General features: G+C 59.2%; 20 protein-coding genes and 5 tRNA genes. 7 read left to right on the forward strand and 18 right to left on the reverse strand.

Annotation, left to right across the window (positions count from 1 at the left end):
* Positions 1-65 precede the first annotated feature (65 nt).
* From B9Z50_RS08405 to acs, 3 genes are all read right to left on the reverse strand, one after another.
* On the reverse strand, positions 66-851 hold the full coding sequence (locus tag B9Z50_RS08405) for a hypothetical protein (RefSeq protein WP_108363185.1): 786 nt from the start codon (positions 849-851) through the stop codon (positions 66-68).
* Positions 848-1,510, reverse strand: coding sequence for a hypothetical protein (locus B9Z50_RS08410; RefSeq protein ID WP_108363187.1), 663 nt, complete (start codon positions 1,508-1,510; stop codon positions 848-850). The genes B9Z50_RS08405 and B9Z50_RS08410 overlap by 4 nt, the downstream gene beginning before the upstream one ends.
* Positions 1,511-2,025: 515 nt before the next feature.
* A complete protein-coding gene (acs, locus tag B9Z50_RS08415; RefSeq protein ID WP_108363189.1) occupies positions 2,026-3,987 on the reverse strand; it encodes an acetate--CoA ligase in 1,962 nt (653 codons plus the stop codon).
* Positions 3,988-4,169: 182 nt separating this feature from the next.
* On the opposite strand from acs, the gene B9Z50_RS08420 reads away from it, so the two are divergent.
* The 3 genes from B9Z50_RS08420 (at position 4,170) to murI (ending at position 7,282) form a co-directional block, all read left to right on the forward strand.
* Complete coding sequence (locus tag B9Z50_RS08420) at positions 4,170-4,775, forward strand: TIGR00645 family protein (protein WP_108363191.1); 606 nt, start codon at positions 4,170-4,172, stop codon at positions 4,773-4,775.
* A gap of 22 nt (positions 4,776-4,797) precedes the next feature.
* A complete protein-coding gene (locus B9Z50_RS08425; protein WP_108363193.1) occupies positions 4,798-6,351 on the forward strand; it encodes a fumarate hydratase in 1,554 nt (517 codons plus the stop codon).
* Positions 6,352-6,427: 76 nt separating this feature from the next.
* Positions 6,428-7,282: a glutamate racemase gene (murI, locus tag B9Z50_RS08430; protein ID WP_108363195.1), complete on the forward strand. Its 855-nt coding sequence runs from the start codon at positions 6,428-6,430 to the stop codon at positions 7,280-7,282.
* An 83-nt stretch (positions 7,283-7,365) separates the two neighbouring features.
* Here the strand turns inward: murI and B9Z50_RS08435 are convergent, their stop codons facing one another.
* The 6 genes from B9Z50_RS08435 to B9Z50_RS08455 form a co-directional block, all read right to left on the reverse strand.
* Entirely contained in the window at positions 7,366-8,661 is a 1,296-nt protein-coding gene (locus B9Z50_RS08435) for an MFS transporter (protein ID WP_108363197.1), read from the reverse strand.
* A 12-nt stretch (positions 8,662-8,673) separates the two neighbouring features.
* A complete protein-coding gene (locus tag B9Z50_RS08440; RefSeq protein WP_108363199.1) occupies positions 8,674-9,300 on the reverse strand; it encodes a DUF6806 family protein in 627 nt (208 codons plus the stop codon).
* 18 nt (positions 9,301-9,318) lie between these two features.
* Positions 9,319-9,411 (reverse strand) — tRNA-Leu (locus tag B9Z50_RS08445).
* Positions 9,412-9,450: 39 nt separating this feature from the next.
* Entirely contained in the window at positions 9,451-9,843 is a 393-nt protein-coding gene (locus B9Z50_RS08450; RefSeq protein WP_108363201.1) for an MAPEG family protein, read from the reverse strand.
* A 116-nt stretch (positions 9,844-9,959) separates the two neighbouring features.
* Positions 9,960-10,130: a hypothetical protein gene (locus tag B9Z50_RS17745; RefSeq protein WP_194944765.1), complete on the reverse strand. Its 171-nt coding sequence runs from the start codon at positions 10,128-10,130 to the stop codon at positions 9,960-9,962.
* A 176-nt stretch (positions 10,131-10,306) separates the two neighbouring features.
* Positions 10,307-10,939, reverse strand: a complete 633-nt coding sequence (locus B9Z50_RS08455) for a glutathione S-transferase family protein (protein WP_108363715.1) — start codon at positions 10,937-10,939, stop codon at positions 10,307-10,309.
* A gap of 144 nt (positions 10,940-11,083) precedes the next feature.
* Here B9Z50_RS08455 and B9Z50_RS08460 point away from each other — a divergent pair, with 144 nt between their 5' ends.
* The 4 genes from B9Z50_RS08460 to B9Z50_RS08475 are packed head-to-tail and all read left to right on the forward strand — an operon-like array spanning position 11,084 to position 14,073.
* A complete protein-coding gene (locus B9Z50_RS08460; protein ID WP_108363203.1) occupies positions 11,084-12,019 on the forward strand; it encodes a nitronate monooxygenase family protein in 936 nt (311 codons plus the stop codon).
* A 54-nt stretch (positions 12,020-12,073) separates the two neighbouring features.
* Complete coding sequence (locus B9Z50_RS08465) at positions 12,074-12,523, forward strand: FKBP-type peptidyl-prolyl cis-trans isomerase (protein ID WP_108363717.1); 450 nt, start codon at positions 12,074-12,076, stop codon at positions 12,521-12,523.
* A gap of 34 nt (positions 12,524-12,557) precedes the next feature.
* Positions 12,558-13,736, forward strand: coding sequence for a pyridoxal phosphate-dependent aminotransferase (locus B9Z50_RS08470; protein WP_108363205.1), 1,179 nt, complete (start codon positions 12,558-12,560; stop codon positions 13,734-13,736).
* Positions 13,737-13,791: 55 nt separating this feature from the next.
* Positions 13,792-14,073, forward strand: coding sequence for a cupin domain-containing protein (locus tag B9Z50_RS08475; RefSeq protein ID WP_108363207.1), 282 nt, complete (start codon positions 13,792-13,794; stop codon positions 14,071-14,073).
* A gap of 41 nt (positions 14,074-14,114) precedes the next feature.
* Here B9Z50_RS08475 and B9Z50_RS08480 read toward each other — a convergent pair.
* From B9Z50_RS08480 to B9Z50_RS08520, 9 genes are all read right to left on the reverse strand, one after another.
* Positions 14,115-14,188 (reverse strand) — tRNA-Cys (locus B9Z50_RS08480).
* A gap of 73 nt (positions 14,189-14,261) precedes the next feature.
* Positions 14,262-14,337: transfer RNA gene (locus tag B9Z50_RS08485), tRNA-Gly, on the reverse strand.
* Positions 14,338-14,382: 45 nt separating this feature from the next.
* Positions 14,383-14,458 (reverse strand) — tRNA-Gly (locus tag B9Z50_RS08490).
* A 99-nt stretch (positions 14,459-14,557) separates the two neighbouring features.
* Positions 14,558-16,981: an endopeptidase La gene (lon, locus tag B9Z50_RS08495; RefSeq protein WP_108363209.1), complete on the reverse strand. Its 2,424-nt coding sequence runs from the start codon at positions 16,979-16,981 to the stop codon at positions 14,558-14,560.
* 97 nt (positions 16,982-17,078) lie between these two features.
* Positions 17,079-18,350, reverse strand: coding sequence for an ATP-dependent Clp protease ATP-binding subunit ClpX (gene clpX, locus B9Z50_RS08500; protein WP_108363211.1), 1,272 nt, complete (start codon positions 18,348-18,350; stop codon positions 17,079-17,081).
* Between the two features lie 107 nt (positions 18,351-18,457).
* Complete coding sequence (clpP, locus tag B9Z50_RS08505) at positions 18,458-19,066, reverse strand: ATP-dependent Clp endopeptidase proteolytic subunit ClpP (RefSeq protein WP_108363719.1); 609 nt, start codon at positions 19,064-19,066, stop codon at positions 18,458-18,460.
* 123 nt (positions 19,067-19,189) lie between these two features.
* Positions 19,190-20,503 (reverse strand): trigger factor, encoded by a 1,314-nt coding sequence (tig, locus tag B9Z50_RS08510; RefSeq protein WP_108363213.1) that lies wholly within the window; start codon positions 20,501-20,503, stop codon positions 19,190-19,192.
* A gap of 63 nt (positions 20,504-20,566) precedes the next feature.
* Positions 20,567-20,653: transfer RNA gene (locus tag B9Z50_RS08515), tRNA-Leu, on the reverse strand.
* A 117-nt stretch (positions 20,654-20,770) separates the two neighbouring features.
* Positions 20,771-23,926, reverse strand: coding sequence for an efflux RND transporter permease subunit (locus B9Z50_RS08520; RefSeq protein WP_108363215.1), 3,156 nt, complete (start codon positions 23,924-23,926; stop codon positions 20,771-20,773).

A 23,926-nucleotide genomic window follows, 5' to 3' on the forward strand; every position in this document is an offset into this window, starting at 1 on the left:
GCTGTCAATTGGTTCATCTTGTCTTGCTTTTTCATGTTCACATTCCACTGATTCATTGGGGGTCGTTATTGAGGTTTGGCCACTAAAAATACGGTTCTCATCCACTCGTCTTGGGCGGTCATGTCAGGCGGCGGGGGCAGGATGCGCACTTGCAATGGCCCCAACTGCGGCATTTTTTGGGACAGCGCTGTACGCACCGACATCACTCTGAAAAACGCTTCTCTGGACAAGCGCTGGTTGCCCGACTCGGCCAGGGCGATGAGCTGATAGCTCACCCCTTGCGGCCATGGCCAAGCAGGCAATACGGCTGCGTTGGGTGGCAAGTCATATTCATTGATGCCAAAGGCAAACTGCGTCACCACCGTCCCGCCCAGCGCCAGATTCAGCCGTTGCTGCGTTGTCGCTGCGCCCTCAGCCTCGGGTGAAGCGGCTGGGAGCGCGCGCTCGGGCTGCGATGCAGCCACAACCTGGGGGCGCTTGATGCGGATTTCCGCAACACGAGGCGGCATCGGCGCTGGCTCAAGACGCAGGTCTGGCTCTGGCAATTCGCTGGCTGGGCCAGCTGGCGTCTGGGTGCCTGATTCCGGTTTGGGTGAGGGGCTGGTCTTGGGCGTCATGTCCAACAAAATTTGCTGCGCCTTGTCTTGCCGCTGCTGTCCACTGCTGCCCTCCAGCATTTCTGTGACCTGCAATTGGGCTGCGGCCTTTTGCAAGATCAAGGCCTGCGAATTCAGGGTGACCAGACCCACGGTGAAAATGCCCACCAGAAACAACAAATTGAGCAAAACATTGATCAGGGCATCGACATAGCCCGGCCAATAGTTGGTCTCTTCTTTCAGGGCTGAACTCATGGCTGCCCTTTGAACTGGGGTTCGCGCTGGTGCCACTCGAGCGTGACCACGATTTCTCCGTCTGCGTATCCCCTGGGCGGTACATTGGACTTTTGCAGTCTCACTTGGATGCGTTTTTCATCCACGCCTTGCTGACGCAACAGTTGGTTGACCTTCATGATCAAGCGGTAACTTGTTTTTTCCATGACCGGGTCGGCAGCAACGGTGGAGGCTTGAATGACCCAATACAGCGGCTTGTCCGATTTCAAGCGCGCCATCAACGTGGCCAACTCTTGCGCCGCTTCTGGCGACAAGTCACCCACACCCGCCTCAAAGATCAAGCGAATTTGATCGGGCAGCGTTGCATCGGTTTTGGATGTTTTGGCCTCAACCCTGTCCTTGGCCTGCGGCTTTTCAGCCGTGGGCTTGGGTAACACCGGCGCAGGCGCAGGCGCAGGCACAGTGGGTGTGGGCGCTCTGAGCTCATCCTTTTTGCTGGCGTCCACCTCTTGCTCCAAACTGGCGCGCAAAAGCTGTTGCTCGTAGCGAGCCACCAAATTTTCAATTTGCGTCATGGCAAAGACCAAGATAGCCAGCAACAGCAGCAAGCTCAGCACCAAGCTTGCGACTGCGGCCACATAGCCCGGCCAAACAGACGGCACCCCTTTACCCAGTTTCATTACAACCTTTGTGTTTTGGGCCCAGACAAGGCCACTTTTCATCAACAAACGACCATAGGAGTACCCCAATTGGGTAATCAATTAATGTATTTAGGGTCGCGTTTATTTTTCAATTTTAACTATTTAATAAGACATTGACAAATCTAACGGTTAACAACCAACAATTGTTACAATTAGTACTTTAATATTCATTAAATAACCAAACATACCACTGCAAAGCCCTCTCTCTGGGGACATTCACAAGCGCTGGCATGAGGCCAACCGGGCACACTGGACTCGGCCTGAATGGTCAGAGCGACCACACCCGCACGGGCAAAAAAGGACGAAGGAATCAGAAAGAGACACCACGAGGCAGTCTCGCCTTCAGGAAGGCAGGCCCCGCGTGTGTAGGCCTTGCGCACGCTCGAGGGCCTGGCTGATGGCCAAAAAAAATGCCAGTCGGCGCGTGGCTGACTGGCATGGCCCCTGCATTGCGCAGGGGAAGTGGTGCCGGACCGTGCCGGCTGATCCAAAAATCAGTAAGCCTGACCCAGCTGACCCAGAATGGCCGGGTTTTCCAAGGTGGAGATGTCTTGTGTGATTTCTTCGCCTTTGGCCAAGGAACGCAGCAAGCGGCGCATGATCTTGCCCGAACGGGTCTTGGGCAAGTTTTCGCCAAAGCGAATGTCTTTGGGCTTGGCGATCGGGCCAATTTCTTTGGCGATGTGGTCGCGCAACTGCTTGGCGATGGCTTTGCCTTCGTCGGTGTTGGGCAGCGAGCGCTTGAGCACCACGAAGGCGCAAATGGCCTCACCGGTGGTGTCGTCAGGACGGCCCACCACGGCGGCCTCGGCGACCAACTCGGTGCAACTGACCAAAGCCGATTCGATTTCCATGGTGCCCATGCGGTGACCCGAGACGTTCAACACGTCGTCGATGCGGCCTGTGATGGTGAAGTAACCGGTCTTCTCGTCGCGGATCGCGCCGTCACCCGCCAGGTAGTACTTGCCCTTGAAGTCTTCAGGGTAATAAGACTTCTTGAAACGCTCGTTGTCACCCCAGATGGTGCGGATCATGGACGGCCAAGGCTTCTTGCACACAAGGATGCCGCCTGTGCCCCAGGGGATATCGTTGCCCACTTCGTCAACAACCGCGAACTGGATGCCGGGGAAAGGCAGTGTGCAAGAACCGGGCACCATGGGTGTGGCACCAGGCAGCGGCGTGATCATGTGGCCACCGGTTTCGGTCTGCCAGAAGGTGTCGACGATGGGGCAATTGCCGCCACCGACGTGCTGGTGGTACCACTCCCAAGCGGCGGGGTTGATCGGCTCGCCGACCGAGCCCAGCAAGCGCAGGCTGCTCAAGTTGTAGCTCTTGGGGTGCACGGCGTCGTTGGCTTCGGCGGCTTTGATGAGCGAGCGAATGGCGGTGGGCGCGGTGTAGAAGATCGAGACCTTGTGGTCTTGGATCATCTTCCAGAAGCGGCCTGCGTCGGGGTAGGTGGGCACGCCCTCGAACACGATCTCGGTGCCGCCCAGGGCCAGAGGGCCGTAGGTGATGTAGGTGTGGCCGGTGACCCAGCCGATGTCGGCCGTGCACCAGAACACATCGTCGGCCTTCAGGTCGAAGGTCCACTTGGTGGTCAGTGCGGCGTGCAGCAAATAGCCGCCGGTGCTGTGCTGAACGCCTTTGGGTTTGCCAGTGGAGCCTGAGGTGTAGAGCAAGAACAGGGGGTGCTCGGCACTGACCCACTCAGGCTCGCAGGTGGTGGCTTGTGTGTCGGCCAAGTCGGCCATCCACTGGTCGCGGCCAGCGGTCATGGCGATGTCCGCGCCCGAGCGCTTGACGACCAAGACATTTTGGATGGAGCCACAACCGCCCAAATTGATGGCGTCGTCCACGATGGCTTTGAGGGGCAGCAGCTTGCCACCGCGCACTTGGTTGTCGGCGGTGATGACGGCGACAGCACCTGTGTCTTCGATGCGGTCACGCAGCGACTGGGCCGAGAAACCTCCGAACACGACCGAGTGCGTGGCGCCGATACGGGCGCAAGCCTGCATGGCGGCCACACCTTCGATGGACATGGAGATGTAGATGACCACGCGGTCACCCTTTTTGATGCCCAGGCTCTTCAAGGCGTTGGCGTATTGGCAGGTCTTGGCCAGCAGTTGGCTGTAAGTGACTTTGGTCACTTCGCCGCCGTCGGCTTCGAAGATGATGGCGGTTTTGTCGCCCAAGCCTTTTTCGACGTTGCGGTCCAAGCAGTTGTAAGAGGCGTTCAGGGTGCCGTCTTCAAACCACTTGAAGAAAGGCGCGTTGGACTCGTCCAGCACCTTGGTGAAGGGAGTTTTCCAAGTGATCAGCTCTTTGGCCAAGCGGGCCCAATAGCCTTCGTAATCGGTTTCGGCTTCCTTGCACAGCGCTTCGTACGCTGCCATGCCGGACACATGGGCGTTTTTCACGAAGTCGGCGCTGGGTTGATAAAGGGTGGAACTCATCAGATTTGTCTCCTCAATGACATGACAATTTTTGAAACTGGTGCAAATGTCGGCTTTCGCTCTTACAAACCACTGACTGACGCCAGTCTTGCACGGCCTTCCTGCAAAACGTGTCCGGCACCGTGTCTCGCACCCCCTAAAATCCGGGTTTGCCCGAAGCACCGTCTGCCCAAGGATCCAACATGACCTCTCCCCCACCTCGCCGAAAGACCACTTTGCGTCCCTTGCCCAATTTCATTTTTGCCAGCCGTTGGTTGCAATTGCCCCTGTATCTGGGCCTGATCGCTGCACAAGTCGTTTACGTCTTCCATTTCTGGGTCGAGTTGGTGCACTTGCTCGAGGCCGTCTTCGGCAGCCAGACCGCCTTGCAAGCCCTGATCACCAGCATCGGCTACAAGTCCGATGTGGCCATCACATCACTGAACGAAGCCATCATCATGCTGGTGGTGTTGGGTCTGATCGATGTGGTCATGATCTCCAACCTGCTGATCATGGTGATCGTGGGTGGCTACGAGACTTTTGTCTCGCGCATGAATTTGGAAGAGCACCCCGATCAACCCGAGTGGCTCAGCCATGTCAACGCCTCGGTGCTCAAGGTCAAACTGGCCACGGCCATCATCGGCATCAGCTCGATCCACCTGCTCAAGACCTTCATCAACGCAGCCAACTACGACGAAAAAGTCCTGATTTGGCAAACCGTGATCCACATCACCTTCCTGTTCAGCGCTCTGGCCATCGCTTTGGCCGACCGCCTGATGTCGCACACCCAAGACAGCGCCCACCACTGATCCACCAACGGAGTCCCCGACCATGACCACCCTGATCCAACAAGACGACCTGATCGAATCCGTCGCCGCCGCACTGCAGTACATCAGCTACTACCACCCGGCCGACTTCATCTCGCACCTGGCCAGCGCCTACGCCCGCGAGCAAAGCCCAGCCGCCAAGGACGCGATTGCGCAGATCCTGACCAACAGCAAGATGAGCGCCATCGGCCACCGTCCGCTGTGCCAAGACACCGGCATCGTCAACGTCTTTCTGGAAGTTGGCATGGACGTGAAATTTGACGGTTTCACCGGCAGCCTGGAAGACGCCATCAACGAAGGTGTGCGCCGTGGCTACAACCAGTCGGACAACATGCTGCGCGCCTCCGTGGTCTCTGACCCACACTTCAACCGCAAGAACACCAAGGACAACACCCCCGCCGTGATCTTCACCAAGATCGTGCCCGGCAACAAAGTGGATGTGACCGTGGCGGCCAAAGGCGGCGGCAGCGAGAACAAGTCCAAGATGATCATGCTCAACCCCGGCGACAGCATCGTCGACTGGGTGCTCAAAACCGTGCCCACCATGGGCGCGGGCTGGTGCCCACCCGGCATGCTGGGCATCGGCATTGGCGGCACCGCCGAAAAAGCCGTGCTCTTGGCCAAAGAAAGCCTGATGGACGACCTGGACATGTACCAGTTGCTCGAAAAATCCAGCCAAGGCGAGAAGCTCGACCAGGTCGAAGAGATGCGCCTGGAGCTCTACCACAAGGTCAACGCCTTGGGCATTGGCGCGCAAGGCCTGGGCGGTCTGACCACCGTGCTGGACATCAAGATCAAGATGTACCCCACGCACGCGGCCTCCAAGCCCGTGGCCATGATCCCCAACTGCGCCGCCACGCGGCACGCTCACTTCGTGCTCGACGGCTCTGGCCCCACGTATTTGGAAGCGCCTTCGCTGGACCTGTGGCCCAACGTGGGCTGGACGGCCGACACCGAAAAGAGCCAGCGTGTGGACCTGAACACCCTGACACCTGAGCAAGTCGCCGCTTGGAAACCCGGCCAAACGCTCTTGCTCAACGGCAAGATGCTGACGGGCCGCGACGCCGCGCACAAGCGCATCCAGGACATGTTGGCCAAAGGCGAGAAGCTGCCCGTGGACTTCACCAACCGCGTCATTTACTACGTCGGCCCGGTGGACCCCGTCGGTGACGAGGCCGTGGGCCCCGCCGGCCCCACCACCGCCACCCGCATGGACGGCTTCACCGAAATGATGCTGGCCCAAACCGGCCTGATCGCCATGATCGGCAAGGCCGAGCGCGGCCCGGTCGCCATTGAAGCCATCAAAAAGCACAAGAGCGCTTACCTGATGGCCGTGGGCGGCGCGGCTTATCTCGTGTCCAAGGCCATCAAACACGCCCAAGTGGTGGGCTTTGCCGACATGGGCATGGAAGCCATTTACGAATTCGACGTGGTGGACATGCCCGTCACGGTGGCGGTGGACGCGGGTGGCACCAGCGCCCACACCACCGGCCCCGCCGAGTGGCAAAAGCGCATCGCCACTGGCGAGTTCAAGGGCATTGGCGTCAACGCCGGTTAAACCGTCAATGCGGGCCAAGCCGCCATCGCAAGGCACGAAGCGATCCATGGCTCACTGTGATGCAACCATCTGCCCGATGAACGCCTCGATGCCCATCGGGGTCTTTGACAGCGGCATTGGTGGCCTGAGCGTGCTGCAGGCCTTGCAAAAAGAGCTGCCGCACGAGCGCTTTGTGTACCTGGCCGACAACGCCCACGCGCCCTATGGCGAAAAAAGCGAAGCCTTCATCCGCGAGCGTACCCACGCGATTGCCGATTACCTGCTGGGGCAGCACCACATCAAAGCCCTGGTCGTGGCCTGCAACACCGCCACCGCAGCGGCCATTCATGAGTTGCGTGCACGGCACCCTGCACTGCCGCTGGTCGGGCTGGAGCCCGCGCTCAAACCGGCCTTGGCTCTGAGTCGTACCCGGCGCATCGGGGTGATGGCCACCCGGGGCACGGTGGCCAGTGACAAATTCGCCCGCCTCTTGGCCAGCGTGCAAACCGAGGCACATTTTGAGGTGCAGGCTTGCAACGGCCTGGCCCTGGCCATCGAACAAAGCACCCTGCCCGATCAAGCCGAGGCTGCGCAAGCGCAAATCGCGCACTTGCTGCAGACCTACATCCAGGCCATGGGGCGCTTTGGCTGCGCAACGGGCGACATCGACACCTTGGTGCTGGGTTGCACCCACTATGTGTTCGTTGAAAACGATTTGCGCCAGTTGTTGGGGCCCCATGTGCAACTGGTATCGACGGGTGAACCCGTGGCGCGTCAAACGCACCGCTTGCTGGCGGCGGCTGTATTGCTCAAACCTGAAATGACAGACATGACTGCGCAGCCCATGCGCTTGTTGACCACGGGCGACTTGCAAGGCTTGCAAGCCGCGGCCCAGCGCTGGCTGGGCTTGCACCCCGAGGTCTGTGAGACTGTTCCTGCCTCGTTAGGCTGAAGCTCGCGATGGGCCACCCCAGGGCGTGTGCCACGCCCATCGCCCACGAGGCACACGCCTAAGCGTCAATGACCCCTGAACCCTCAGGATTGCGCCGCCAAACGGCCACGCTCCACGTTCACAGGCATCAACAACACCAGGCCCAGCACAAACAACAAAGAGGTCGAGCCAATCGCCAAGCGCTGGTTACCATCACTCAGCCAAGTGATCAGACCGTAGGTCAGGGGTCCCAAAATACTGGCCAGACGGATGGCGAAGGTCCACAGACCAAAAAACTGGCCCAGCCGCTGCGGCGGCACCATCAAACCCGCCATGGCCCGACCGGAAGACTGGCTCGAGCCCATGCAAAAACCGGCAATGGCCGCCGCCCACCAGAACATGGCCTTGTCGGTGGACAGCGCCGCAATAAAGCACGTCGCCACCCAACCCACCAGGGTCAACGCCAGCGTCAGCTTGTGCCCAATGCGGTCTTGTACATGCCCCAGCAGCAAGGCCCCAGCAAAAGCGGCGATGTTGAGCACAAAGATAAGCACCATGGTCTCTTGCGGCTGAAAGCCAATGACCTGCTCGGCATAAATGGCCGCCAAGGTGATCGCCACTGCCACCCCGCCTTGGTAGGCCACCGCACACGCGAGCAAACGGGTGAAGTCTGGGTATGGCATCGCCTCGCGCAAGGTCTGGCGCAAGCCTCGCAGACTTTGCACCACGGTGACCACCGGCGCATTCGGTTGCGGCGGTGAGTGCTCGCGCAGCAGGGCAAAGGTCACCAAAGCCGCAGCGCCATAAACGGCCGCTGTGATCCACATGGTCACCGGCACGAACTGGCTGCCCGACTCACCACGCGCCTGCGCAGCCAACACATAGGCCAAGCAAACGCCCAAGGTCAGCATGCCCCCGATGTAACCCAGCGACCAACCCCAGCCGCTGACGCGGCCCATGGCCTCAGGCCTGGCCAGCTCTGGCAAAAACGAGGCCGTGAGCGACTCGCCATACGAAAAGAAAGTGTTGGACAGCACCAGGATGAACAAGCCCAGTGCCACCTGGCCCGGCCCCACCAGCGACAAGGCCGCCGTGCTGATCACGCACCCGAGCGTGACCCACATGAGCATGCGTTTTTTGCCCGCCACCCGGTCGGCCCAGGCACCCAGCCCCGGCATGGTCAGCATCACAATCAAATAGGACAGGCTCAGCCCCGATGTCCAGGCCAAGGTGGCCCAATCGGCCCCGTCGGCCACACCACCGACAAAATAGGCAGCAAACACCGCCGTGATGACCACCGTGGAATAACCCGAGTTGGCGAAGTCGTACATCGCCCAGCCAAAGACCTCGCGTAAACGCACACCCGGATTGAGCGCCAAACGAATGCCTTGGGCGTTCATGCGGTGGGCCGATCAGTGCAGATGACGCGGGCGGCGACCGCCGCCGCCGTGGCCATTACCGCCACCTGGGCCGCGTGGCGGTTTGCCAATGTCCAAAGAGCTCACCAAGCTGTCAAAGCGCTGGCTGAACAGCTTGTCGATCTCAGTCACCACGCCCGACAGCTCCGCCCCATCAAAGTGGCGCTCCATCATGTTGACCACATCGTGCACCAGCAAATCGCGCTGGGCCTGCATGATGGCGCCTGGATCAGGCCCCACAAACAACATCACGAAATCGTCGCGCGACTCACCGCCACGGGCCTCGTCCTCGTCGTCAAACTCGGTGTCGTAAAAGGTCACCTCGATCTGAGTGCCTGCAGAAGACAGATCATTGAGGTTCATGCACAGGTCGTCCATGACCATGCGGAAATCCTCGTCGCCGCGCACGGTCCAGCACATGTTCAGGCGTTGGGTACTGGTGTCAAAACGGATACCCGGCTCCTCTTCGTAAAGGCTCACAGCGCCTTCATGCAAAGAACGCGCCCCTGCGTAATGCCAAAGGGGTTTGAGCGCTTCCTGAATCGCCTTGATGTCGGTGCCGGGTTTGATCGGCACATCACCATGCACGTGAATCTCAAGCGGTGCGTTGTCGTGGTTCATGATGATGTATTCCTGAAATGGTGCCCCGAACCGGAATCGAACCGGTACGCCCGCTATGAACGAAGCAACGGATTTTAAGTCCGGTGTGTCTACCAGTTTCACCACCGGGGCAGAGCGCTTATTGTGCCTTGATAAAGCACTGTTTCTGCTTCAATGGATCTGCAAATTCAGCATGGCCAGCGCAAACAGGGCCACCACCGTGAGGTAAGCCGCCGACCAGACCATGGTGCGCCACTTGGCTTTGTTGGTGACGTAGAAAAAAACATAGGCCACCCGCGCTGCAATGAAAAACAAGGCCAGCGCATCCACAGTGGCCGGGTCGACGCCGGTGAGCAAGGCCAAAATGACGCCCACCGCAAAAAAGGGAAAAGCCTCAAAGCAATTGTCCTGCGCGGCATTGGCCCGTGCACGGAACCCGGTTTGGCTGGCCAACCAGGCACGGGGGTCGCTGTTGTCGTAGCCCTTAAAGCCCGACTTGGCGATGCCCGCACACACCACGGGCATGATGCCCGCAACCAACACGGCGCCATAAGAAATCAACATTCAGACCTCCTGGATCAGCGGCCCACGTTGGACAGGCCCCACAAAAATCGAAAAAAAAAGCCACTGAGTTCATCAGTGGCTCGGCACTGGCCCGGCCATGGCCGGGCGCACCGGGTTCAACCGCCCTTTTTGGAGCGCTTGCCAGGGTTTTTCTTGCTGCGAGTCGCAACACCGCGCTCCAAGCTCACGCGCTGGCCACGGCCGCCTGTGCGCAGGGTCACGCCTGGCAATGCGGGCAGTGGGGGGGTGAATTTACGATCTGCTTCGGTGACGATTTTGTTGCCCATCTGTGGCTCCGGATAAAAAATGCAAAACGATATTAAGCCACAAGAAAGGCCCTGTTCGGGCCTTGAGTCCTGCAAGACGATAGGTTTTCGGAGAACTTGACCACTTTCAATGCCCTGCCCCTGGCGTTTTGGCGCGCCTTGTGTTGCATCTGTTCGGGCTCCAGAGACGGGCCCAATCAGTCCCGGCGCAGCGCCACAGCAAAGCCTTTTTGCACCGCTGGCCGGGCCATCATGGCGTTGTACCAGCGCTGCACATGGGGAAACTGCTGCAAATCCACTTGATGGCGCGGATGCCGCCAGACCCAGCCCAAAATGGCAAAGTCGGCAATCGACAAGTCCCCAGCGAAATGCGCGTGCTCGGCCAGGCGCCGGTCCATCACGCCATACAGGCGCAAGGTCTCGGCCATGAAGCGCTCAAAACCGTAGCGTTTGTCGGCCTCGTGGCTCAAGGCCGCGTAGTGGTGCACCTGGCCTGGGGCGGGGCCAAATCCGCCCACCTGAAACATCAGCCACTCCAGCGCAGCCACCCGGCCAGCGCCCCGGGCGGGCAGGAATTTTCCTGTTTTTTCGGCCAGATAAATCAGGATGGCACCGGACTCGAACACCGTTTGCGTCTGCCCATCGGGCCCATCGGTATCGACCAAAGCCGGGATCTTGTTGTTCGGACTGATTTTCAAAAAAGCTGGATCGAATTGCTCTTTGAGGTTGATGTCCACCACCTGCACCGCATAGGGCAAACCCATTTCCTCCAGCGCCACGGTGATCTTGCGTGCGTTGGGGGTGTCAAAAGCAAAAAGCGTCAAAGCCATGATGTGCATCTCCTGTTGGATTCGCGAGTTTAAGCAACATCACACGCTTGACACCGCTGCTGGCCTTAGTTTGGCGACCAGTGTGCGACTGCCTTGGCGGTGGACGACACGTAAGATGCTTCATTTACCCCACAAGGCCCCACCATGAACCGCGTTTTGGCCCACACCGGAGCCCGCTACCCCATCTTGCAAGCCCCCATGGGCTGGATCGCTCGCAGCCCTTTGGCGATGGCCGTCTCGCGTGCAGGCGGACTGGGCATCATCGAGACCTCGTCGGGCGAGACCGAAAACTGCCAACGTGAAATCGCAGCCATGTTGGCCTCGGGCCTGCCTTTTGGTGTGAATTTGCCCATCCGTTTTTTGAAAGACGATGCCATGCTGCGATACGTCTGCGACTCGGGCATCCGATTTGTCACCACCTCGGCGGGCAGCCCGGCCAAATTTGTCGCGCCCCTGAAGGCGGCGGGCATCGCGGTTTACCACGCCGTGCCCACGCTGGACGCCGCCCTCAAATGTGCAGATGCCGGTGTCGATGGCCTGGTGGTGGAGGGCTCGGAGGGCGGTGGTTTCAAGAACCCGGAAGAAGTCAGCACCCTGGTGCTGCTGCAGGCCATCCGAGAAAAAACAGATTTACCCTTGATCGCTGCAGGCGGCATCGTCGACGGGCGCGGCATGGCGGCGGCTTTTGCCTTGGGCGCCGAAGCGGTTCAGATGGGGACACGGTTTGTGGCCTGCGCCGAAAGCCCGGTGCACACCCATTACAAACAGGCCATTGTGGACGCGCCCACCACCGGCACTTACATGCTCAACACCAAGTCCTCACCTTGCATCCGCGCGCTCAAAGCCCCATTCACCCAAAGCCTGCACGAGGCGGGCCTGATGGGGCCCGATGCATTCCGAGGCATTCAGGACGTATATTTCGGAGGCAACATGAACGCCGCGCCCGCCTTGGCAGGTCAATCTGCCGGTTTGGTCCACGAAGTCTTGACGGCCGGACAGATCATCGACCAAACCGTGGCCGAGTTCTACCGCATCAGCACCCGCTTGGGCCAACTGGCACAGAACGCCAATTTTGGATAATGGCTTGTCCCCAACGTGAAGCCCCTGCACCCCCTTTTGCACAAAAATCAGCCCATGAAAACACCTTTGAATCTCAGCACAGCCGCCTTGTTACTGTGCTTGCTGGCCGCAACACCTGCCCGAGCCCAAAACACCGTCACGGCCGCTGCGGCCCAGGAGCCAGGCGCGCAAGTCACGGCCTCGGGCATGGTTTACCGCTCCCTCAAAGACGGCACTGGTGCCAGCCCCAAGGCTTCGGACAAAGTCAAGGTCCATTACCGGGGCACCTTGCCCGATGGCAAAGAGTTCGACAGCTCCTACAAACGCAACGAAGCCATCGAATTCCCCTTGAGCCGCGTCATCCCCTGCTGGACAGAGGGCGTGCAGCTGATGAAGGTGGGCGGCAAGGCCAAGCTCACTTGCCCGCCAGCCACCGCTTATGGCGACCGTGGCGCGGGTGGCGTGATTCCACCCAAAGCCACTTTGCTGTTCGAAGTTGAGTTGCTGGCCATCAACGGCAAGTGATCGACTGTTCAAGCCCCCAGCTACGGAGCCCCCCATGAAGCGCCAATCTGCCCGCATGGATGCGGTGGACAGTCCCATCATCCCCACCATCGCCAAGCTGGTTCGCGAGAACCCCGGCACCATCTCTCTGGGTCAGGGCGTCGTGAACTACGGCCCGCCAGCGCAAGCCGTGGCCGAGTTACCCAAACTCATGGCCGATGCCCAGCTGAACAAATACCAAGCCGTGGGCGGCATCGCCCCCTTGGTGGACCGCTTTCGGCAAAAACTGGCAGATGACAACCACATCCATTGCGGCACAGAGTCGATCGTGATGGTCACGGCGGGCAGCAACATGGCCTTTCTCAACTGCGTGCTGGCTGTGGCCGATCCGGGCGACGAATTCATCTTGCCCATGCCGTTTTACTTCAACCAGGAAATGGCGATTCGCATGTGCGGCTGCATTCCTGTGCCCGTGCCCACCCACAGTGACTGGAGCCTGGATGTCGATGCGCTGGCCGCGGCCATCACCCCCCGCACCCGCGCCATCGTCACCGTCTCGCCCAACAACCCCACAGGGGCCGTGTACAGCGAAGACAGCCTGCGGGCAGTGAACGCCTTGTGTGCCCGTGCAGGCATTTACCACTTCAGCGACGAGGCCTACGAATACTTCACCTACGACGGGGCCCGGCACTTCTCGCCGGCATCGATTCCGGGCGCACAAAACCACACCTTGTCTTTTTATTCCATGTCCAAAAACTTTGGCATGGCCAGCTGGCGCGTGGGTTATGTGGTGTTCCCGGCCGACCTGTTTGGGGCCATGAACAAGGTGCAAGACACCAACCTGATCTGTGCCCCCGTGGCCTCTCAATTGCTGGCGCTGCAAGCCCTGCAGCTGGGACGCGAATGGGTTCAACCCAAAGTCCAGGCCCTGGCGCAAGTGCGGGCACAGGTCAACCAGGCGCTGCAAGGCCTGGGCGATCTGGTCGAGTTTCCGCACACCCAAGGCGCTTTTTATGTGTTGATGAAATTGCCCGGTGTGTCGGACCCCATGGCCTTCAACCGTGCCATGACCGAAAAACACCGGGTGGCCACCCTGCCCGGCTTTGCCTTTGGCCTGAGCGACACGGCCAGTGCCAATTACCAGCGCCTGTCCTATGGCGCGCTGGACGCCGCCACCGTGGCCGAAGGTGTAGCGCGCTATGTGGCAGCCGTGAAGGACTGGTACAAAGCCTGAACTGACCATCGAACCCATCCAAGCCCTGCATTCTGACTTGACCCAAGGCCCAGCCATGACCACCACGCCCACGCTCGAAAGTTTCACCGCCCAATCCATGGACGAGGGCTTTGATGAAATCCTCGTGCGCGAATGGGATGCAGGACTGAAGCTCGACACGCACACCCACCCTTTTGATGTCAGCGCCTATGTGGCGCGTGGGGAGTACTGGCTGACTTTGGGCGAAGAGGTGAAACACCTGCGCACGGGTGACTTCTTTCGCCTGGCCCGCAATGTGCCCCATGCCGAGCTGTACGGGCCAGAAGGCGCCACCGTGTGGGTGGCCAGGGCCAATTAAAAAAATACCCCCGGGCTTTTGAGCGCGGGGGTATTTTTGTTTGGAGGCGCGACCCAGAGTCGAACTGGGCTCGACGGATTTGCAATCCGTTGCATAACCGCTTTGCTATCGCGCCATAACCTGGGTTGACGAACATGTGCATCATCAGATGAACAATTCGCTGAAAGAAGGGTTTTCTTTCAAATGTCTGGAGCGGGAAACGAGGCTCGAACTCGCGACCTCAACCTTGGCAAGGTTGCGCTCTACCAACTGAGCTATTCCCGCAAAATGAGAACTGAACGAAAGATGTTGGCACTTCTTTCGGAAATTTGGAGCGGGAAACGAGGCTCGAACTCGCGACCTCAACCTTGGCAAGGTTGCGCTCTACCAACTGAGCTATTCCCGCGTATTTCAATGAACTTGGCATTGTATGACTTGTTCGTTGCAATGGTCAAATTGTAATTCAATTTCAGGCTGACTTAGAGGTCAACCTGAAAATTTTGCATCAATGTTTCACCGCCTCGGCTTTGGCCGTTGCAGGCACTGCGGTCAAGGCAGCTGCAGCCACCTCTTCATCGCTCAAGGGCGTTGGCTTGGCTTCCAAAGCCACCTCCAGCACCTGGTCGATCCACTTGACGGGCACAATTTCCAGGCCGTTTTTGACATTGCCCGGAATGTCTTGCAGGTCTTTGACGTTGTCCTCGGGAATCAGCACCGTCTTGATGCCACCGCGCAATGCGGCCAGCAACTTTTCCTTCAGACCGCCGATGGCGGTGACTTCACCGCGCAGAGTGATTTCACCCGTCATGGCCACATCGGCGCGCACCGGAATACCCGTCATGGCAGACACCATGGCCGTAGTCATCGCAGCACCTGCGCTGGGGCCATCCTTGGGCGTGGCACCGTCGGGCACGTGGATGTGCAGGTCTTTCTTTTCAAAGACTTCGTCCTTGATGCCCAAGAGGCGCGAGCGGCTGCGCACCACAGTGCGGGCGGCCTCCACAGATTCCTTCATCACATCGCCCAGCGAGCCGGTGCGGGTGATCACGCCTTTGCCGGGCATCAGTGCTGCTTCGATGGTCAGCAAATCGCCGCCCACTTCGGTCCAGGCCAATCCAACCACCTGACCCACCTGGTTCTTTTGCTCAGCACGGCCATAGGTGTACTTGCGCACACCCAAAAAGTCATTCAGGTTGTCCTCATTGACCACCACCTGTGGCTTCATTTGTTTGAGCAACAAAGCCTTGACCACCTTGCGGCAGATCTTGCCCAACTCGCGTTCCAACGACCGCACACCAGCTTCGCGGGTGTAATAACGCACCACATCGCGCACGGCCTCTTCGGTCACTTGCAGCTCCGAATCCTTCACGCCGTTATTGGTCATTTGCTTGGGCAGCAAATACTTCATGGCGATGCTGGTTTTTTCGTCTTCGGTGTAGCCAGACAAACGGATCACTTCCATCCGGTCCAACAGGGCCGAGGGAATGTTCATCGAGTTGGATGTGGCCACGAACATCACATCGCTCAGGTCAAAGTCGACCTCAACGTAGTGGTCACCAAAGGTATGGTTTTGCTCAGGGTCCAACACCTCCAGCAAGGCACTCGATGGGTCACCTCGGAAATCAGTTCCCAGCTTGTCTATCTCGTCGAGCAAGAAAAGCGGGTTTTTGGTGCCCACTTTGTTCAAGTTTTGCAGCACCTTGCCGGGCAAGGCGCCAATATAGGTTCGGCGGTGCCCGCGAATTTCAGCCTCGTCACGCATACCGCCCAAGGCCATGCGCACGTATTTACGACCCGTGGCTTTGGCAATCGACTGACCCAGCGATGTCTTGCCCACACCGGGTGGGCCGACCAGACACAGGATGGGGGCCTTGACCTTGTCCACGCGCTGCTGCACCGCGAGGTATTCCAGAATGCGGTCTTTGACCTTGTCCAGGCCGAAGTGGTCGTGGTTGAGCACATCTTCGGCGTTGGCCAAATCGTGCTTGAGTTTGGTCTTTTTGCCCCAAGGCAGGCCAATCAGCACGTCCAGGTAATTTCTCACCACAGAGGCTTCTGCCGACATGGGCGACATGAGTTTGAGCTTTTTCAACTCGCCTTCGGCCTTTTTGCGGGCCTCGGCCGACATCTTGGCGGCCTTGATCTTCTTTTCGATTTCCTCGATGTCCGCGCCTTCTTCGCCATCGCCCAGTTCTTTCTGGATGGCCTTGACCTGCTCGTTCAGGTAGAAGTCACGCTGGTTCTTTTCCATCTGGCGCTTGACACGGCCACGGATGCGCTTGTCCACATTCAGGATGTCGACCTCGTGCTCGAGTTGGGCAAACAGGTTTTCAAGGCGCGACTTGATGTTGGCCAGATCCAGCACCTGTTGCTTGTTTTCTAGCTTGAGCGGCAGGTGGGCTGCGATCGTGTCGGCCAGGCGACCGGGATCATCGATGCTGGAGATCGACGTCAGGATTTCGGGTGGAATCTTCTTGTTGAGTTTGACGTATTGGTCAAACTGCTGCATCACCGCGCGGCGCAGGGCCTCGATTTCGCTGCTGTCATCGGACTGCTCAGAAACGGGGTCCACCGGGGTGACGGCGGCCACAAAGTGGGCTTCGCCGTCCACGATGGACTTGACCAAGGCACGTTGCTGGCCTTCAACCAACACCTTCACCGTGCCGTCGGGCAGCTTGAGCATTTGCAAAATGGTGGACACACAACCCACGTCGAACATGTCTTCGACGCCCGGCTCGTCCTTGGCAGCTGTCTTTTGGGCCACCAGCATGATGCGACGCTCAGCGGCCATGGCCGACTCAAGTGCCTTGATGCTTTTGGGACGACCCACAAACAGCGGAATCACCATGTGAGGGAACACCACCACGTCGCGCAGCGGCAACATGGGCAGTTCAATCAGGGTGGGCGGCAAAGGTGTATGTCCAGACATGTTGTGTCCCTCAGGTCAATTCAAAGCACATGGATGCTGCACCTGCAATTTCAACCCACAGACGCAAAGGGGTATTCATGGGGTGCGGCAATGTGGTTCAGGCCTGTTTGGCCGACTCTCGGTAAACCAGCAAAGGCGGTTTGTTGTCGTCGATGACAGATTCATCCACCACCACTTTTTCGACGTTCGCCTGGTTGGGCAATTCAAACATGGTGTCAATCAGGGCCTGTTCCATGATGGAGCGCAAACCCCGAGCACCTGTTTTGCGGGCCAAAGCTTTGCGGGCCATGGCGGTCAGCGCATTGGGACGCACTTCGAGCTCGACGCCTTCCATGGCCAACAGTTTGGTGAACTGTTTGACCACCGCGTTTTTCGGCTCGGTCAGAATTTGCACCAGCGCTTCTTCGCTCAACTCGGCCAAGGTGGCCACCACCGGCAAACGGCCCACCAACTCAGGGATCAAGCCGAACTTGATCAAGTCTTCGGGCTCCACTTCGTTGAACACGTCGGTGAGCGAGCGCTGCTTCTTGCTCTTGACCGTGGCAGCAAAACCGATGCCACCGGATTCGGTGCGGTTTTCGATGACCTTTTCCAGGCCCGCGAACGCGCCGCCACAAATGAAGAGGATGTTGGTGGTGTCAATCTGCAAAAAGTCTTGGTTGGGGTGCTTGCGCCCGCCCTGAGGAGGCACGCTGGCCATGGTGCCCTCGACCAACTTGAGCAAGGCCTGCTGCACGCCCTCGCCCGACACGTCACGGGTGATGGAGGGGTTGTCCGACTTGCGGGTGATCTTGTCGATTTCGTCGATGTAAACGATGCCGCGCTGCGCGCGCTCCACGTCGTAATTGCAGGTCTGCAGCAGCTTGGCCACGATGTTCTCAACGTCCTCGCCCACATAACCGGCTTCGGTCAAGGTGGTGGCGTCGGCCATGACAAAGGGCACATCCAGCATGCGGGCCATGGTCTGGGCCAACAAGGTTTTGCCTGAGCCTGTGGGGCCGATCAACAAGATGTTGCTCTTGGCCAGCTCGACGTCGTCTTTCTTGGCCCCTTCTTTGTGCTTGAGGCGCTTGTAGTGGTTGTACACCGCCACCGCCAAACTGCGCTTGGCTTTCTCCTGGCCAATCACATAGTTGTCCAGGTTGGTCTTGATGTCCAGTGGCGTGGGCAGGCCCTCTTTGGCACCCTCACCCACGGTGGTGGTGGTGGAGGCCAGTTCATCGCGCACGATGTCGTTGCACAAATCGATGCACTCATCGCAAATGAAGACCGATGGACCTGCGATCAGCTTTTTGACCTCGTGCTGACTCTTGCCGCAAAAGGAGCAGAACAGGTTTTTCTCAGTGCTTGAGCCTTTTTTATCGGCCATAAATGTCGCCTCGGTATCCAGAATTCGTCAATGATAACGAAAGAAAAACGGCGTTCACCCCTTGGATGTAACGCCGTCAGACAGAGTGCCGGAAAGCCCGGCCACCCTCAAGCGCGTTTGGAGATCACTTCGTCGATCAAACCGTAGTCTTTGGACTCGGTGGCCGACAAGTAATAGTCACGCTCGGTGTCGAGTTCGATCTTTTCAAGTGGCTGGCCAGTGTTCTCGGACAGGATGCGGTTCAGGTGCGCACGCGTCTTGACGATCTCGCGGGCCGCGATCTCGATTTCGGTGGCCTGACCACGCGCACCGCCCAAAGGCTGGTGAATCATGATCTTGGAGTTGGGCAGCGAAAAACGCTTGCCCTTGGCACCAGAAGACAGCAAAAACGCACCCATGCTGGCGGCCATGCCGTTGCACAGGGTGGACACATCGGGCTTGATGAAGTTCATGGTGTCGTAAATCGCCATGCCAGCACTGACCGAGCCGCCGGGGGAGTTGATGTACAGCGAGATGTCCTTTTCAGGGTTTTCGCTCTCCAAAAACAGCAACTGGGCCACGATCAGGTTGGCCATGTGGTCGTTGACCTCGCCCACCAAAAAGATCACGCGCTCCTTGAGCAAACGCGAATAGATGTCATAGGCACGTTCGCCGCGGCCCGACTGCTCGATGACCATGGGGACCATGCCCAAGCTTGTGATGTCCAGTGCGCTCATCATTTCTCCAAAAATATGAATGGGACTTTAACCCGAGTTCTCAAGCCCACCAAAGAGATGGGGCTTGTCAGCCGAACCACAAGTCCGGCACAAGCCCCATTCTCAAAGGAATCAAAAAACCGATCAGGCCTGTTGACCCATCAGCTCTTCAAACGAGATGGCTTTTTCGACCACTTTGGCTTGGGCCAAAACGAAGTCGGACACGTTGCTCTCAATCACCACAGCCTCGACTTCGGCCATGCGCTGGTTGTCGCTGTTGTACCAACGCACCACGTCATCGGGACGCTCGTAGCTGGCGGCCAACTCTTGGATGTGGGCCTGGATCTGCTCGGCCTTGGCGTGCAAAGTGTTGCCACGCACAACTTCGGCCACCACCAGGCCCAAGCGCACGCGCTGCTCGGCTTGGGGGCGGAAGATGTCGTCAGGAATCGGGGCCTTGTCGGCGTCCTTGATGCCGCGCTGCTTGAGGTCGGCACGGGCACCTTCTTTCAGGCGCTCGATTTCGTTTTGCACGATCGACTGGGGCAGGTCCAACTCGGCCTTGGCGACCAAGGCGTCCATGGCGGCTTGTTTGTTGCGGGCCAGCAAGCGGAATTTCACTTCGCGCTCGAGGTTTTTACGGATGTCAGCGCGCAGGCCTTCAACGGTGGCGTCGGCGATGCCCAAGGACTTGGCCAGCGCTTCGTTGACTTCGGGCAGGTTCGCGGCTTCGATTTTCTTGACGGTGACCATGAAGTCAGCGGTTTTGCCCGCGACGTCTTGACCGTGGTAATCGGCCGGGAAAGCCAAGGGGAAGGTCTTGCTTTCGCCAGACTTCATGCCGCGCACGGCATCTTCAAACTCCTTGAGCATCTGGCCGTCGCCCAAGATGAACTGGAAATCGTCGGCTTTGCCGCCGGAGAACACTTCACCGTCAATCTTGCCTTCAAAGTCGATGGTGGCGCGGTCGCCGTCTTGCGCAGCAGCGTCTTGTGCGCGCTGGGCAAAGGTGCGGCGCTGCTTGCGCAGGATGTCCACGGTCTTGTCGATGGCGGCGTCAGAGACTTCAGCAGTCAGTTTTTCGACCTCGGTGTCGGCCAAGTTGCCGAGCTTGACTTCAGGGTAGACCTCGAAAATGGCTTCGAAGTTCAGCTCGCCCTCGGGCGCGCCTTCTTTTTCAGAGATGCGGGGCTGACCGGCCACGCGCACTTGGGCTTCGTTGGCGGCCACGGCAAAAGCCTCGCCCACCTTGTCGTTCAGGACTTCGTACTGAACCGAGTAACCATAGCGCTGGGCGACCACGTTCATGGGCACTTTGCCGGGACGGAAGCCGTCCATCTTGACCGTGCGGGCCATTTTCTTCAGGCGTGCGTCCACTTCGGACTGGATGGCCGTCACAGGCACAGTCAGGGTGATCTTGCGTTCCAGCTTTTCAAGGGTTTCAACAGTCACAGTCATCGTCGTTCTCGGTTAATTGAATGTCTCTCAGGCCGCAGGGTTGCCCCTTGGCCACAAGTCGGTTGGTGCGCGGGGCGGGACTCGAACCCGCACAGTGTTGCCACCGTCAGGACCTAAACCTGGTGCGTCTACCAATTTCGCCACCCGCGCAGGTCCAAACAAAAAGGGCGACAGGCCCGCCGAACGGCCCTAAAGCCCCCCTGACGCACCTGACCGCCCGGTTGAAATCGGTCAACTTTCTATTTTAGCCGGTTCAATTGGGTAATTTCAGGCACGGGCTTGATTTGGGCGCTCAATTCTGAACCAGGCTGCGTACATGGCCGGCAGCGCCAGCAGCGTCAAGGCCGTGGCCACAATCAGGCCGCCCATGATGGCCACCGCCATCGGCCCCCAAAAAATGCTGCGCGACAGCGGAATCATGGCCAGCACGGCCGCTGCTGCTGTCAAGACAATCGGCCGCAAACGCCGCACCGCCGACTCCACAATCGCCTGCCACGGGGCCATGCCTGCGGCCCGGTCTTGCTCAATTTGATCGATCAAGATGACCGAGTTGCGCTGGATCATGCCCATCAGCGCAATCACGCCCAGCAGCGCCACAAACCCAAAGGGCCGGTCCAGCACGAGCAATGCCCCCGCCACACCGGCCATGCCCAGGGGGCCGGTCAAAAACACCAACATCGCGCGGCTGAAGCTTTGCAACTGCAGCATCAGCAGTGTGAAGGTGATGAACAGCATGACCGGCACACCGGCCGCGATGGACGCCGAACCCTTGGCGCTTTCTTCCACCGCGCCCGCCACCTCAATGCGGTAACCGTTCAGACCCTGGCCTTGCCAAGTGGCCTCGGTCTTTTTCAAGTCCGGCAGCAACTGCGCAGTGACTGTGGCGCCTTGCAGGCCCTCGGCAATGTCGGCCTGCACGGTGATGGCAAACTGCCTTCCCTCGCGCCACATCACGCCCGGCTCCCACGCCAGCACTGGCGTGGCAATCTGAAGCAATGGAATGAAACGACCCGAAGCCGTGGGCACATAAGCCTGACCCAGGTCCGACAAGGCATCACGTTCGGCCAATGGCTGGCGCAGCACGATCTCGATCAGTTTGTCGCCTTCTTGGTACTGACCCACCGTACTGCCCGTCAGCAAGGTTCGCGAAGCCTGCGCGATGGACTGGCTGCTCACGCCCAGGGCGCGTGCTTTGGCTTGGTCCACTTCCAGTCGCACCGACTTGACCGATTCGTTCCAGTTGTCGTTCACGCCACGCGTGTTGGGGTTCTGGCGCATCTGGGCCTTGATCTCGTCGGCCTTGGTGCGCAGAACCTGGGGGTCCGGCCCCACCACCCGGAATTGAACCGGGTAAGGCACTGGCGGACCATTGGGCAGCAATTTCACACGCCCGCGCACTTCAGGAAACTCCTGCGCCAGCATGACAGGCAACTTGGCCCGCAAGACTTCACGGGTTTTCAAGTCGGTCGGCTGGACGATCAGCTGCGACACGTTCGTCTGCGGAAAAACCTGATCCAGGGGCAGGTAAAAACGCGGCACACCCGAGCCTACCCAGGCGGTGACCGACTTGACGCCCTCTTCCTGGGCCAGGCGCTGCTCCACACGGCGCGTGATGTCCTCACTGGCCTTCACGGGCGAACCCTCAGGCAGCCACAAGTCCACCATGATTTCTGGACGGGAAGAATCTGGGAAGAACTGCTGCTGCACCTTGCCCATGCCCACCATGCCCAGCGCAAACAAAGTGATGGTGATGCCTATCGTCTTCCAGCGGTGCGTGACGCACCAGGTCACCCAAGCGCGAAAGTGACGGTAAAACGGTGTGTCATACATCTGCGGCGAATCGAGCTGTTCGGCCGCCACCGCATGCGCAGGGGGCTTGAGCAGCAAAGTGCCCAAGTAAGGCACAAAGTAAACGGAAGCCACCCAACTGACCAAAAGCGCGACCACTGTGACCGCAAAAATCGCAAAGGTGTACTCACCCGTCATCGACTTGGCCATGCCAATCGGCAAGAAACCCGCCGCCGTGATCAAGGTACCCGTGAGCATGGGCATGGCCGTGAGCTCATAGGTGAAGGTGGCTGCACGCACTTTGTCGTAGCCCTCTTCCATTTTGCGCACCATCATCTCTACCGCGATGATGGCGTCGTCCACCAGCAAGCCCAAAGCGATGATGAGCGAGCCCAGCGAAATCTTGTGCAGGCCGATGCCCAAGTAATACATGGCCAAAAAGGTCACCGCCAGCACCAGCGGAATCGTGATGCCCACCACCAAACCGGGGCGGATGTCCAGCGTCCAGCGACGCCAAAGCGGGTTGATGCCCGGCCGTTTGTGCAGACCCAACGCCAAAAAGCTCACCGCCAACACAATCACCACGGCCTCAATCAACACCTTGATGAACTCGTTCACGGAACTCGAGACCGCGCTGGGCTGGTCTTGCACCTGCATCAACGCCATGCCTGCAGGCAAACCGGTCTCTGCGGCGGCTATCACCGCACGCAAGGACTTGCCCAAGGCAATGATGTCGCCACCTTTGGCCATGGACACACCCAGACCAATCACCTCCTGGCCGTCGTGGCGCACTTTCACACTGGCCGGATCGGCATAGCCGCGGCTCACGGTGGCGATGTCGGACAGGCGAATTTGCGCGCCCGACGCGCCGCGAATCGGCAAAGCCCTCAAATCGTCCAGACTCTGGAACTGTCCGCCCACGCGCACCTGCACCACATCGGCGGGCGACTGGATGCTGCCGGCCGACTCCACCGCGTTTTGCTGGTTCAACTGGGCCACAACCGAGGCCATGTCCAGGCCCATTTGCGAGAGCCGTTTTTGTGAAACCTCCACAAAAACCTTCTCGTCTTGCACGCCAAACAACTCCACTTTGGCCACATCGGGCACGCGCAACAACTGCTGGCGCAAGCTGTCGGCTTGCGCTTTGACTTCGGCCGAGCTAAAGCCCTGCCCGCCCAGCGCGTAGATCACGCCATACACATCACCAAACTCGTCGTTGAAAAACGGCCCTATCACCCCTGGCGGCAAGGTGCCGCGCATGTCACCGATTTTTTTGCGCACGGTGTACCAAATGTTCGGCACGTCTGCCGGGTCCGAGTTGTCCTTGATCTGAAAAATGATCTGCGCCTCACCCGGCTTGGAATAGCTGCGGATCTTGTCGGCAAACGGCACCTCTTGCAGCGTGCGCTCGATCTTGTCGGTCACTTGCTGGGCCACTTGCTCGGCCGTGGCTCCTGGCCAATAGGCCCGCACCACCATGGCGCGGAAGGTGAAGGGCGGGTCTTCGTCCTGCCCCAGCTGAAAGTAAGACGCCATGCCCAGCACCATCAGCACCACCATCAGGTAGCGCGTCAGGGCCGGGTGCTCGAGCGCCCAGCGGGAGAGGTTGAATCGGGTGTTGTCGGTACTTCGCAT

The organism is Limnohabitans sp. Bal53, assembly GCF_003063355.1.
Classification (GTDB): Bacteria; Pseudomonadota; Gammaproteobacteria; order Burkholderiales; family Burkholderiaceae_C; genus Limnohabitans_A.

What these genes read in the sequence shown, in the direction of transcription:
- acs (WP_108363189.1), bottom strand. Translation starts at nt 3,987, where the DNA reads ATGAGTTCCACCCTTTATCAACCCAGCGCCGACTTCGTGAAAAACGCC.
- B9Z50_RS08470 (WP_108363205.1), top strand. Translation starts at nt 12,558, where the DNA reads ATGAAGCGCCAATCTGCCCGCATGGATGCGGTGGACAGTCCCATCATC.
- clpP (WP_108363719.1), bottom strand. Translation starts at nt 19,066, where the DNA reads ATGAGCGCACTGGACATCACAAGCTTGGGCATGGTCCCCATGGTCATC.
- B9Z50_RS08475 (WP_108363207.1), top strand. Translation starts at nt 13,792, where the DNA reads ATGACCACCACGCCCACGCTCGAAAGTTTCACCGCCCAATCCATGGAC.
- B9Z50_RS08465 (WP_108363717.1), top strand. Translation starts at nt 12,074, where the DNA reads ATGAAAACACCTTTGAATCTCAGCACAGCCGCCTTGTTACTGTGCTTG.
- B9Z50_RS08410 (WP_108363187.1), bottom strand. Translation starts at nt 1,510, where the DNA reads ATGAAACTGGGTAAAGGGGTGCCGTCTGTTTGGCCGGGCTATGTGGCC.
- B9Z50_RS08405 (WP_108363185.1), bottom strand. Translation starts at nt 851, where the DNA reads ATGAGTTCAGCCCTGAAAGAAGAGACCAACTATTGGCCGGGCTATGTC.
- murI (WP_108363195.1), top strand. Translation starts at nt 6,428, where the DNA reads ATGAACGCCTCGATGCCCATCGGGGTCTTTGACAGCGGCATTGGTGGC.
- B9Z50_RS08460 (WP_108363203.1), top strand. Translation starts at nt 11,084, where the DNA reads ATGAACCGCGTTTTGGCCCACACCGGAGCCCGCTACCCCATCTTGCAA.
- B9Z50_RS08420 (WP_108363191.1), top strand. Translation starts at nt 4,170, where the DNA reads ATGACCTCTCCCCCACCTCGCCGAAAGACCACTTTGCGTCCCTTGCCC.
- B9Z50_RS08450 (WP_108363201.1), bottom strand. Translation starts at nt 9,843, where the DNA reads ATGTTGATTTCTTATGGCGCCGTGTTGGTTGCGGGCATCATGCCCGTG.
- B9Z50_RS08455 (WP_108363715.1), bottom strand. Translation starts at nt 10,939, where the DNA reads ATGGCTTTGACGCTTTTTGCTTTTGACACCCCCAACGCACGCAAGATC.
- B9Z50_RS08440 (WP_108363199.1), bottom strand. Translation starts at nt 9,300, where the DNA reads ATGAACCACGACAACGCACCGCTTGAGATTCACGTGCATGGTGATGTG.
- clpX (WP_108363211.1), bottom strand. Translation starts at nt 18,350, where the DNA reads ATGGCCGATAAAAAAGGCTCAAGCACTGAGAAAAACCTGTTCTGCTCC.
- lon (WP_108363209.1), bottom strand. Translation starts at nt 16,981, where the DNA reads ATGTCTGGACATACACCTTTGCCGCCCACCCTGATTGAACTGCCCATG.
- B9Z50_RS08520 (WP_108363215.1), bottom strand. Translation starts at nt 23,926, where the DNA reads ATGCGAAGTACCGACAACACCCGATTCAACCTCTCCCGCTGGGCGCTC.
- B9Z50_RS08435 (WP_108363197.1), bottom strand. Translation starts at nt 8,661, where the DNA reads ATGAACGCCCAAGGCATTCGTTTGGCGCTCAATCCGGGTGTGCGTTTA.
- B9Z50_RS17745 (WP_194944765.1), bottom strand. Translation starts at nt 10,130, where the DNA reads ATGGGCAACAAAATCGTCACCGAAGCAGATCGTAAATTCACCCCCCCA.
- B9Z50_RS08425 (WP_108363193.1), top strand. Translation starts at nt 4,798, where the DNA reads ATGACCACCCTGATCCAACAAGACGACCTGATCGAATCCGTCGCCGCC.
- tig (WP_108363213.1), bottom strand. Translation starts at nt 20,503, where the DNA reads ATGACTGTGACTGTTGAAACCCTTGAAAAGCTGGAACGCAAGATCACC.